This is a genomic window from Pedobacter sp. PF22-3 (assembly GCF_026239555.1).
GTDB lineage: Bacteria > Bacteroidota > Bacteroidia > Sphingobacteriales > Sphingobacteriaceae > Pedobacter.
The window spans coordinates 131,178-143,001 of record NZ_JAPIVP010000012.1 but is presented as its reverse complement, the minus strand read 5'-3'; the positions used below and the strand labels follow the sequence as shown (position 1 = coordinate 143,001).

The window sequence follows — 11,824 nt, the reverse complement described above, 5'->3', positions numbered from 1 at the left end:
GCAACCTTTTATCAGATGGTACAATTAATAACCTGGGTTTTGCGTTAACAAACCACCACTTAAATCAATTTCTGTTTGTGGAATTGGCCATACTTCATTTTTATTGGCTTTAAAGCCTTTAACACCAAAAACGGCTGCACCTCTTCCTTGACGGATTACATCAAAAAGTCTGTCACTTTCTAAAGCTAATTCAACTTGTCTTTCTTTATAAATTGCAGCTCGTAGTGCTACTTTGTCAGTAGTTGTAACATCAGGAAGAATGCCTGTAGCCGTTCCTCTTGCACGTGCACGAACTTTATTTAATGATGTTAGGGCAAGTGATGGATTATTAAGTTCATTAGCTGCTTCAGCATTCATTAATAAAATGTCGGCAAATCTCAATACTCTGAAATTTTGCTGAGAACCTTGATTGCCTGAAACGAACATGCTGAAAGGAACATAAGACTTTTGGTTGTAACCAATATTTACAACATTTGGTTTGATAAAGTCGCCTTGTGGAGTAGTTTCTCCTGGGAATAGAATGGTTGCATCTTTTCTTGGGTCACCGGGCTCAAAAGCAGCGATTAGTTCTGCAGATGGAGTATTGAATCCCCATCCACCAGCTGGTTCTCCAGCCACGCCTTGAACCTGACTATATTGAGAGTTTGAGGCATCATTATTGCCTGGAACAAATTCGCATTGAACCTCAAATAAGGATTCTACATTATTCTCATTTTGCGTGCGAAATCCTTTCTCAAAATCTGGGAAAAGTGAGTAACCCATGCCGATTACCTGATTGGTCAAAGATAAAACGTCATTCCACTTTTGTTGATACATGGCTACTTTAGCATGCATTCCAATTGCGGCTCCTTTTGTAGCTCTTCCGATGTCTGAAGTTCCATAAGATGCTGGCAATACTGCTGCGGCTTGGCTTAAGTCTTTTTCAATTTGCGCGTAAACAGTTGCTTTATCCGCTCTAGGGATATTGTATTCGGATGCGTCAGCAGGTACTTTTAATCTTAAAGGAACACCGCCATAAGCCCTAACCAATCTGAAATAAGAGTAAGCCCTAACAAATTTTGCTTCAGCTAAATAACGAGCTTTCAAGCTTGCATCCATTGAAATGTTTGGAATGTTATCTAAAACCTGGTTACAGAGGTTGATGTTCCTGTACTGTCCTGTCCAAAAACTCTGTAACGAACCTTCTGTAGAAGTAACAGTAAAGGTGTCGTAAAGGTTAAAAAACGCAGCATCTGTTACAGTACTACCTTTATCTGCTTCATCAGAACCTGTACTTTCGATGGCTAAAGCAGGGAAAGCCAAGTTTTCCCATGTACGTAAATTTGCATATATCGCATTTACTCCTTTGGTAGCATCTTCTTGTGTTTTCCAGAATTGTTGCGCTGCTTGTTGACCTTGTGGATCAACATTTAAAAAGCTTTTTTTACAAGATGATGCAAAAATTAAGGTTGATAATACACCAACTGCACACCATTTTTGTAAACTTATATTTATATATGTTTTCATGTTAAAATCAATTAAAAGGTTAAGTTTATACCGATGTTATACGTAGCAAACATTGGATACACGTTAAAATCTATACCTGCTTTTGTTGGTACACCTCCAACCTCAGGAGTAAAACCTTTATATCCAAACAGATTAACTGCATTTTGTGCATTGGCAAATACTCTTAGTTTTTGCATCTTCCATTTAGATACTAATGATTGAGGTAAATTATAACCTAATTGAATATTTCTCAACCTGATATAAGCACCGCTTTCAACATAAAATGAATTGGTTTGATTGTTATTACCACCAGCTAAACTAGTTGATGGGTAAGTATTTGTAGATCCAGGTCCTGTCCATCTGTTATCGTAAAAGTCTTTGGTGTAGTTCTCATTACCAAATCTATTACCCAGATTTGCATTAAATACGTCTACATCTGCTACGCCTTGAATATCAAGCGTTAAATCGAAATTTTTGTAAGCAAAATTGGTGTTAATGCCATAGGTGTATTTCGGGTTTGGATTACCCAGGAAGGTTTTATCTTTTGAGTCAACAATTCCATCTCCATTTAAATCAGCATATTTAAAATCACCAGCTCTTGCGCCTGGCATACCTGAAGCCGCAGCTTCTTGGGCTGTTTGGAGAATGCCTACTACCTGATAGCCATAGAAAGAACCGATCGGCATACCAACTACTGTTCTTGTTGGAACTACAGCGTTGTTTAAACCATCACCTCCGGCATCAATTGGATTTGAACCAGAAGTTACATTTAATACTTTATTATTATTGATGCCAATATTGCCACTGATTGAATAAGTTAAACCGCCTGAAGTTTTATCAGACCAAGTTGCTGATAATTCAAAACCACGGTTTCTAAAATCGGCTTGATTGCCTAATAATACGCTATTTGATGTACCGAGAGAACCTAAAATTGGGATGTTAAAAATAGCCTGTTCAGTTTTTCTGTTATAGTAATCGGCTTCAACTGATAATTTATTATTTAAAAAGCCCATTTCTAAGCCAATATCTGTTCCTGCACTGCGTTCCCAGAAAAGCGCTGGAGGAACTATTGTAGTTACACTTGCTCCTGTATTGGCAATCCCGTTATAGAAAGCAATTAAAGCAGCGCTTTGATTAACAGTTAAGGTTGTAGGGTTAATTGGAACACCAGCATTACCTACTTTACCCCAGCTACCACGAAGCTTTAAGTTACTAAAGATTTTTTGATCTTTCATGAAATCTTCGTTGCTTATAACCCATCCAGCACCTACTGATGGGAAATATCCCCATAAATCACTACCACCAAAAAATTGTGATGCAGCGTCACCCCTCAATGAAGCATTTAATAAATACTTGTTTTTGAAACTGTAATTAATTCTACCGAAATAAGAAGTGGCCGTGTTTAACGATCCAGAATCTTCTATGGTTCTTCCTGCTGCATTTCCTAAGCTTAGGTATAGATCGCCGTCTCTAGTATAAGGTACATTTTGGGCTGTTCCGGTCATTGTATAAGATTTATAACGCTGCGCGGTTTGTCCAGCCAATATGGTTAAGTTATGGTCGTTCCATTTATTCTCATAGGTTAACGTATTCTCTAAAATCCAATTTCTTGTTTCCGTTCTACCAATAGAGAGTGTACTTATCTTAGTATTCTGTCCGGTTGTGGCATAATACAATGGCGTGTAAATTCTATTTTCTTCTTGTCCAAAATCACCGCCTGCACTTGTTTTAAAGGTGAAATGTTTTGCAAATTTTAGTTCAGCATACACATTTCCAGTAATCCTGTATTTTGAAGTGATGCTGTTATTAAAATCAATTGTTGCCTGTGGATTTACATTACTTCCGTTACCTAGCTGGAAACTATTCGGATCTCCATAGCTACCATCAGCATTAAATACAGGTACAACAGGAGAAGCTGTGTATAAAGCACGGTAGATTGATGCCGGAGCATTATTTGATTTGCTTGAACTTCCGGTAACATTATACCCGACTTTTAAATTTTTGAAAACTTGAAAATCGTTAGATAAACGGGCGGTATACCTTTTATAATTGTTATTGGTAATAATCCCATCCTGATTAACGTAACCCAACGAAAAATTATAACTAGATTTTTCGCTGGCCCCATTAACAGAAACCTGATGGTTATTAATCATAGCTGTACGTAAAACCTGGTCGTACCAATCTGTTCCTGCTCCTAAATTTGTACTTGCGAACAATGGATTAGCTGCACCGTTAATTTTATAAGCCTCATTTACAGCTGTGGCATATTCGCTTGCATCTGTCATTTTAACCTGGTTAGTTACGCTTTGCAGACCAACTGTACCATTGTAATTAATAGTTGCATTTCCATTTTTCCCCTTAACAGTAGTAACTAATACTACACCGTTAGCAGCTCTAACTCCATATATAGATTGACTTGAAGCATCTTTAAGGATGTTGATGCTCGCGATATCTGCAGGATTTAAAAAGGTAATGTCATCATACCAAACACCATCAACCACATATAATGGTCCGGTATTACCATAAATAGTTCCTGTTCCACGAATGGTAATCTGAGGAGCAGAACCTGGTGTGGCATTGTTACTGATTGAAACCCCAGCAACTTTACCTTGCAAAGCACTTATTGGATTGGTAGAAGGTTGTTTGTTGATATCTTCTCCTTTAACTGAAGCTACCGATCCAGTAACATCAATTTTTCTCTGCGTACCGTAACCTACAACCACAACTTGCTCTAGTTGCTGTGTTGATGATGCTAATGATACATTAATAGTGGTTTGACTATTTACAGCCTGCTCAAGCGCTGTGTAGCCTACAAAGTTAAATACTAATGTGGCATTCGCCGGTGCGCTAATGGAGTAGCCACCGTTCACGTCTGTTTGCGTACCAGTTTGTGTGCCCTTAACTAATATAGTTACGCCAGGTAAAGGTGTTTTGTCACCTCCATCAATTACCTTACCTTTTATGGTAATGTTTTGCGCAAATGCTACGTTAATTGTTAGCAAACAAAGTGCAGCGAGAACAGAAAGTCTTGTAAAGATTCTTTTCATGCTTTATTATAAATTTTAGTTTAATTGTTAGTTAAATGTGGGGTTGTTTTTGCTGATGTGCAAGTGTTTGTACCTCTACATTAATACATCATATTGCATTGTGGGGTACCTCACGTCATTAAACCAAATGCGATTTTGGCCTAAAAACGCAGTTTTTGGGATTTTAACATAATTTTAACACATACACAAGTGTACAAATAACACTAAGTGTTTTGTGGGGTTGTAAAAATGGCTATGAGAGGTAATGATGTAGTGCCAATTCTGTAAGGTAGCATAGAATTAGGCCATATTCCTTGTTTTTGTAGTTTTTATCAGCGTCAATTTTGTTCAGTTATATAGCTGAAAAACGAAAGAAATCGAGCAAAGTCGAGCGCTTAAAGCTCCATCAAAAACTCAGTTAAGTTTTTATCGTGTGGTACTTCGAGCTTCTTGCGGAGGCGGTACCTGCGGATCTCTACACCACGTAAACTGATGTTCAATAACGATGACATTTCTTTACTGCTCATGTTCATCCGCAGGTAAGCACAAAGTTTTAAATCATTCGGAACAAGATCAGGATGCTGTGCCTTTAACTTTTTAAAGAAACTTTCATGCGCTTCGTTAAAACTATTTTCAAACAAGTGCCAGTCACGTTCATCATTCATCCCGTCGTTTATTACTTTTTGTATCTTGCGGGTCTGCTCATCAGAAAGTTTCTTGCCATTTTCGTCTTTCAACTTGGTGATGTCGTCAGCCAGTTTTTGGAGCAATTCGTTCTTATAAACCAACGTCATTGCCGAGTTGGCCAACTCCCTATTTTTCGAAGCCAGTTCGGCCTGCAGTTTCTCTGTTTGTAATTTAATAATCTGCTTTTCGCTGATTTCGGCTTCCTGCCTAAACTTTTCCTGTTGCTCGGCTTTTAAGCGATCGGTAATCTTTTGACTATCGCGCTTTAGTTTCCTTTCATATATCTTTTTACCCAGGATTAAAACCACTACAAATAGGATGGTGTATAATAAAATGGCCCAATTGTTCAGGTACCATGGGCGTAAAATGGTAAATTTGTAAAGTGTTTCGGTACTAACTGTATTGTCGTCAACTTTTGCCCTCACTTTGAAAGTATAGGTGCCTGCGCTTAAATTGGTGAAATCTTTCTGTGTAGCATAAGTCCAGTCAGACCAGGCGTGGGAGTAACCTTCCAGGTAAAACTGATACCTTACTTTAGCCTGCCTGTAATATGGCAAGGCGTAAGAGATCCGGATATTATTCCTGCTGTTATGAATTTCTGTTGATTCCTCATCATTTCCAGCTTCGCTGATTAGCGAGAATTTATCGGTAATGTCTTCAACACGCCTGATTAAAACAGTCGGCAGTTTTTTCTTTTCCTGATTGAGCTGAGCAGTAGGATTATAGATTACAAAACCATCATCAACACTGATCAGGTAAATAGAATTGCTAATGCGACTGATATTTTCATAGTATTGTACCATCCGGCCATCCAAAATACTAAATTGATTTGAATCGATTCCTACCTTGCCCGGCTCGCTAAAGTTAACCAGAGCGGTTTTACCATGATTTATAAACCAATATTTTTTACTGCCAGCAGGGATAATTTTGTTAGAGGTTTCGAAAGAACCCAGGCTTTTATTCAGTACTTCGTATTTGGTGAATTTATTGCTCAGGTCGTCATAGGTATAAAAACCTGCATCAGATGAAAAAACAATCTTATTCTCCAGGTTGAAAATGTTAATGTTATAATTACCGGGTAAACCATTCTTCTCATCGAAGTATTTAGTACTGGTTACTTTGGTGTAATCCGGACTTAGGCTCAATTTAAATAAGCCTTTGTAGGCATGGCCAACCCAGATATCGCCTCTGTTATCTTGTTCAACATATCTTGAAGGCGCTGTAAAACCAGCTATTTTGCCTGAAAACTTTAATTCTGCACCTGACGACTTGGTAAATAAAGATAAGCCTGTATAAGTTCCCTGAATAAGGTAATTTGGGTTTGAATTAAGTCTCTTGATGGTCCAGCCACCTGCCAGCCTTGATATCCATTCGATTTTATTACCCAGAACTTTAAACGTACCACTGTTATGGCCGCAAATTAGTTCATTATCGATAATGGCCAGCTCCCAAACCTGACCCTGTGAATTGGGAATTAAACGGAAATTGAAGGGAAGAAGATTATCTGGTGACCACTCGCTGTAAAATAGCCCCTGATTCGTGCCGAGGTAAATTTTATTGTTGAAAATAATACTGGAATAAACCGTTCCAAACTGACCTGTTTTATCAAAATAAAAATATAAGGGCGAATTGAGTTCTATTCGGTCGATGCCGTTATCTAATCCTGCCCAAAGGTTTTGCTCGTTATCCGCATATAAGCTTAAAACTGTATTATTTTGTAAACCGCTCGATTTATTGATCCGCTGCACAATTTTTCCATTCTCATCTATTATGATCAAACCGTTGAGAATGGTGCCATATGCAAAATACTTGCCCAGCAAACTTACGCCGTTGTTAAGCTGATAGGTTTTAAGGTAATTATTAGCGGGTGTATTTAGAGGTGTAAAATCTTTACCGTTGTAAGTAAATAATCCTTGTTTACTGGTTCCAATGATCAGGCCGTTATTCTTATAAGGAAGAATAGATAATATCCCTTCTTTGCCCAGCTTTTCACTTTTAGGGATAAAAACTAATTTATTGCCACTCAGTTCAAATAAACCTTTTTCCAGCACCTCGATAAAATACCTGTTGTTTACCTTGTGCAAAAAAAGAAATGAAGATGGTGATTTTATCACCTCTATTTGGTTGTTCTTATAAATAAATATTTTGGAAAAAGACTGGAAGATTACTCTGTCCGGATCTACATAGATTTTCCATACCTCATCATCAATTTTTATGTCTTTCGGCAACAAATTGGTAAGAGAATGGTAACTTAATTTATTGTTTTTAATTGCCCAGTAGCCAAACTCACCAAAGCTACCGGTATAAATTTTTCCTTTGTTATCGGTGGCAACTGCTCTAACAATCTGTCGGTTTGGCATTTGGTATTTCTGCCAATAACGTCCATCAAAAGTTAACAATCCTTCAGCATTGCCAAAGTACATTACACCATTTTGATCTTTGGCTATACTCCAGTTCTGGTTTCCTGACGAATAAGTAGCTTTTGGGTAATTTTCGATGTACGGAACGCCTATACTTTTTATTTCTGATGCAGCGCTGGTTATAGCAAAGCAGGATAATAGTAGTAAAAGCCTGAAGTAGTTTAGCATAAACTGTTATTGGGTAAACCCATTATAGCACAAAGTAATGAAAAATTGTTTAAAATAGGCGGGCGGTGGCAGATGTAAACAAATCACACACGAAAAAGATCGAACTTTCAATAGTTTCTAAAATTGCCGTCATTTCGAGCGGAGTGCACCGAAGTCGAGAACCCGAAGGCTCTGCGAAGCAAAATCTATCTCAAGAGATCTCTCCATTTCACTGCGTTTCATCCGATAGCTATCGGATCGAGATGACGGTCTTTCTATTTAATTTCTTTACCCTTTCATCGCTACCGGCTGCGGTACCTTTACATAATAACCCGTTCCATCATAAGGGCGTTTGCGGGGATTGGTTGTACATGCTACGGAGCAGCAACCCTGAAGCTGTTCACCACAGGCATCGCATTGGGTAATATGCTCGTTGCATTCTGGATTGGCACAGTTGATCATTTTTGGCGTAGTAACACCACAATTGTAGCAAACTGAAACTACTGTTGGGTTAACCTGGTTTACATCTACAGCTATGCGATTATCAAATACATAACATTTACCCTCAAAATCTTTTCCGCCGGCTTCCTTACCATATTTAATGATACCGCCGTGCAATTGATAAACATCGTTAAAGCCATGGTGCAACAATAGGGCAGATGCTTTTTCGCATTTAATCCCTCCAGTGCAATAGGTTAGTATTTTCTTGTCTTTATATTGGGCAAGCTGATTAATCTGCTCTGGGAAATCACGAAAATTCTCAATATCAAGCGTTAGTGCATTTTTAAATTTACCGAGGTTATGTTCGTAATTCGAGCGTACATCAAGAATTATTACATCCTCATCATCTTTCATTTTCATGAAATCGACCGGCTCTAAATGTTTACCCGTTTGTTTGTTCGGATCAATAATCGAAGTATCTCTTAATCCAGAATGTACAATTTCCGATTTGTAACGGCAGTGCATTTTCAGGAAAGAAAGTTCTTCAACATTATCAATCTTAAATTCAGTTTTGGCAAACCTTTCGTCCGCATGTATAGCTTCCATATAGGCTTTACAGGCTTCGGCAGTGCCAGAAACGGTACCGTTTAAACCTTCGTCGGCAACGATAATACGGCCAACTAAACCTAATGATTTACAAAATTTAAGGTGATCGGCAGCAAATTGTTCTGCCTCTGCTATGTAACTATAGCAATAGTAAAGTAGTGTTTGATATTTTTTCATAACGCTGTTGATACCGTTGCAAACGGCGTTTAAAGCGGGGCAAAGATAGTAAAAAAGGTTGAAGGCGAAAAGGTTGAAGGTAGAAGGTTTTTTATAATCTAAAATGGAAAATGTAAGATGGAATTGCCAACCGGCTTCACAACTTCCTGTTTCCTGAATAGATAAATTATATAAAAATGTAAAATGGATAATGTATTGCCTGCCATCATCCATCTTACATCAAATATCTTCCATCCTAGAAGCCATAAGATATTCTAAATCCTTGAGTTAGCTTGGTTCCACCATCATATGCAAAACCATAACTTGCCCGCAATACCAGGCGTTGAATACCAAAATAAAATTCTTTGTAATTCCTTTTTTCAGGAGATGATAAATAACCACCCCCAATAAATTCTTCAAGCTTCGCTTTACGCAACAATGGAATTTTGTTCATAAAGAAACCCGCGAAATTATGTTCTAAGTGGGCTTCGAAATATTGTTGATTGGTACTGAACTGGTAAAAATCTAAATATTGAAATTTCCTTAAATTTGGAGGAAATATGGTAGAAATGTTACCTGCGAAATGTTTAAAATCAGGGTAATACATGTTTTTGTTGTTCAGGAACTTACCTACGCCAGCTAAAAACGAGGTATATCCCCATAATCCCATTCCGATCCTATCTTGTGATACTTCGAGTTTTACAAAATCGTAGTCAATATCGCTGTTCAGTACACCATTAAAGCCTTTTTTATACAATAACGTCACTTTTGGAAACTTCGATTCGGTGTAAAACTTACCATCCGGACGGGTAATGTACTGTTGTCCAAAAGTATAGGTTAAACTTGCCGTGGCGCTAAACGAATTATAGGTTGGGAAAAGTGGCGTGTCTGATGTAGGGTTGAAAGGATTGTTCGAAGTAAATTCGCGGTCTTTCGCATCTATAAATTTAAAGGTAGAGTTATTCGTGAGGCTTTTATTCCTGCTGTAATCTATAGCCAGACTTCCTTGCAGACCTGAGGTCAGTTCACGGGTAGTATTAATATTTATAAAACTCTTTTCGTAAAATTTGGCAAAGTTTTTCTCATAAAATAATGAGTTGATGGTATTGCCCAACTGTGTCATAGAGCCCAGATTGTTCAGATCGAATATGCCCGTTCCGAACGAGGCACCTACACTGGCGCGCTTAAGCGGGTTGTAATAATAACTTCCGCTTAAATTTCCGGTAAGCTTCTGGTTGGCAAATCCGTATCTCAACTCTGGTCGAACAGAATAAGATCTTCTATTCTCAAATTCCTTTTTATAAGTAACACCGTATTTAATGGCGAAACCTTCTACCGTATTGTAAAATATAGCCCTAAGTACTGGGTCGAAAGACCAATATTCCTTATCATATCTATCGTTAACGCTATATCCGTGTAACAACAATTTGCCTATCCCAAACTTATTGTTGTCTTTTTCCAAAGAATCGAGGTATTTTTTTGATTCTTTTAATTTGGCAACACTATCTTTTTTAGCGTAATTGATTTTTTCATCTGCGGTTAAGGGGATAGGCCTGTTGTTTTTCCAGTAAACGGAATCTTTTTTATTTACCATTTCGGTAACCTTTAAAATTTCGCCATTGAAAAAGTTTTTTGGGAATTTAGGGTCGAGGTTGTAATTGCTGTAGATCCCTACAAAATAACCAGCGATTTTAAACCCTAGCACATTGCCCGCAAATTGAAAATTAATGGCGGTAGGCATGTAAACTTCATTAACCTTGGTAAACTGTTGGCTAATGTTTAAGGTATCGATAAAGTTGATCCCTGCGTTTTTAGTCAGGTATACATCGGTGTTGTAAATTCTCCAGCTATCATCAACAATATAAATAATCCCTCTAAAAACCGGGTCGTTTTCACGGCGCGGGATTACTTCTATTTTATGGATGGTTTCTCCATTTTCTTTGCTTTCGCCGAGTAATTTGTACTTGTAATAAAAAAGGGCATTATCTGCAATGGGAGAGATAAATCCCCTTGCACTCAATTTGTTTTCGAGCAGGTAATTATCGTAAAAATTGATGATCAGATCAGATGCCTTGTTAAAGCTGAAAGCATTGTTTCTACCCGCAACTTTTGAAGAAATCATTTCTTCGTGCACATCATTAGGCCGTCTGAAATTGAACTTGCTCTGCGATTCTGATAAATAGATAATGCCTTTACGGTTGGTATCTAGTTCTAAAACTTTCTGGATATCCCGTCCGAAAAACTTTTTCGGTGCGCCCCTTAAACGCTGAACACCTTTAATATACACATCGCAACTGAAAGCCTTAACCTCATCTAAGTGATTTTTTCGTTCTTTAATCGCTTTACGGATAATCACATAAGCCGGATCCTCGGCATTTGCACTGATATTTACGTTTTCTAAAGTATAACTCTCTGGTGTTAGTGTTACATTAAGCGAAATATCGGTTGTCGAATTTACAATATGCTCCTGCTGTTTGTAACCTACAGCCCTAAAACTTAAGGTATGCTCACCGCTTTTCACCTTGATCGAATATTTTCCATCAACATTTGCAGAAGTTCCCGAAGTAGTGTTTTTTAAATAAACAGATGCAAATGGAACAGGTTGTCCGTTCGTATCTTTAATAATGCCAGTAACTGTAAAATGTTGTGCAAATGCAAAATTGGTGATGCCGCAAAAAAATAGGAGTGCGAAAATTCTTATCATATGTTGGGTTAGTAAGCTATAAATATCGAATAACTTTAACACTATACACATAGGTTGGTGTTAAAGTTTGTTAAGATCGAAAAAAAAACCGTGATAAATGGTTTTTAAAAATTCATCACGGGAATATTGATCTGAACAGAGAAACATTTGTA

General features: G+C 37.7%; 5 protein-coding genes. All 5 read right to left on the bottom strand.

Going from position 1 to position 11,824, the window contains the following annotated elements; genetic code table 11:
• Positions 1-24 precede the first annotated feature (24 nt).
• Positions 25-1,506: a RagB/SusD family nutrient uptake outer membrane protein gene (locus tag OQX63_RS16105; protein ID WP_265851847.1), complete on the bottom strand. Its 1,482-nt coding sequence runs from the start codon at positions 1,504-1,506 to the stop codon at positions 25-27.
• A gap of 11 nt (positions 1,507-1,517) precedes the next feature.
• Entirely contained in the window at positions 1,518-4,532 is a 3,015-nt protein-coding gene (locus tag OQX63_RS16100; RefSeq protein WP_265851846.1) for a SusC/RagA family TonB-linked outer membrane protein, read from the bottom strand.
• Positions 4,533-4,906: 374 nt separating this feature from the next.
• Positions 4,907-7,786, bottom strand: a complete 2,880-nt coding sequence (locus OQX63_RS16095; protein ID WP_265851845.1) for a ligand-binding sensor domain-containing protein — start codon at positions 7,784-7,786, stop codon at positions 4,907-4,909.
• Between the two features lie 267 nt (positions 7,787-8,053).
• Positions 8,054-8,989, bottom strand: coding sequence for a rhodanese-related sulfurtransferase (locus OQX63_RS16090; RefSeq protein ID WP_265851844.1), 936 nt, complete (start codon positions 8,987-8,989; stop codon positions 8,054-8,056).
• 235 nt (positions 8,990-9,224) lie between these two features.
• On the bottom strand, positions 9,225-11,672 hold the full coding sequence (locus OQX63_RS16085) for a DUF5686 and carboxypeptidase regulatory-like domain-containing protein (protein WP_265851843.1): 2,448 nt from the start codon (positions 11,670-11,672) through the stop codon (positions 9,225-9,227).
• Positions 11,673-11,824: the final 152 nt, after the last annotated feature.

Excerpts from the sequence above, each read along its gene's own strand:
- OQX63_RS16105 (WP_265851847.1), bottom strand. The coding sequence starts at position 1,506 with ATGAAAACATATATAAATATAAGTTTACAAAAATGGTGTGCAGTTGGT.
- OQX63_RS16100 (WP_265851846.1), bottom strand. The coding sequence starts at position 4,532 with ATGAAAAGAATCTTTACAAGACTTTCTGTTCTCGCTGCACTTTGTTTG.
- OQX63_RS16095 (WP_265851845.1), bottom strand. The coding sequence starts at position 7,786 with ATGCTAAACTACTTCAGGCTTTTACTACTATTATCCTGCTTTGCTATA.
- OQX63_RS16090 (WP_265851844.1), bottom strand. The coding sequence starts at position 8,989 with ATGAAAAAATATCAAACACTACTTTACTATTGCTATAGTTACATAGCA.
- OQX63_RS16085 (WP_265851843.1), bottom strand. The coding sequence starts at position 11,672 with ATGATAAGAATTTTCGCACTCCTATTTTTTTGCGGCATCACCAATTTT.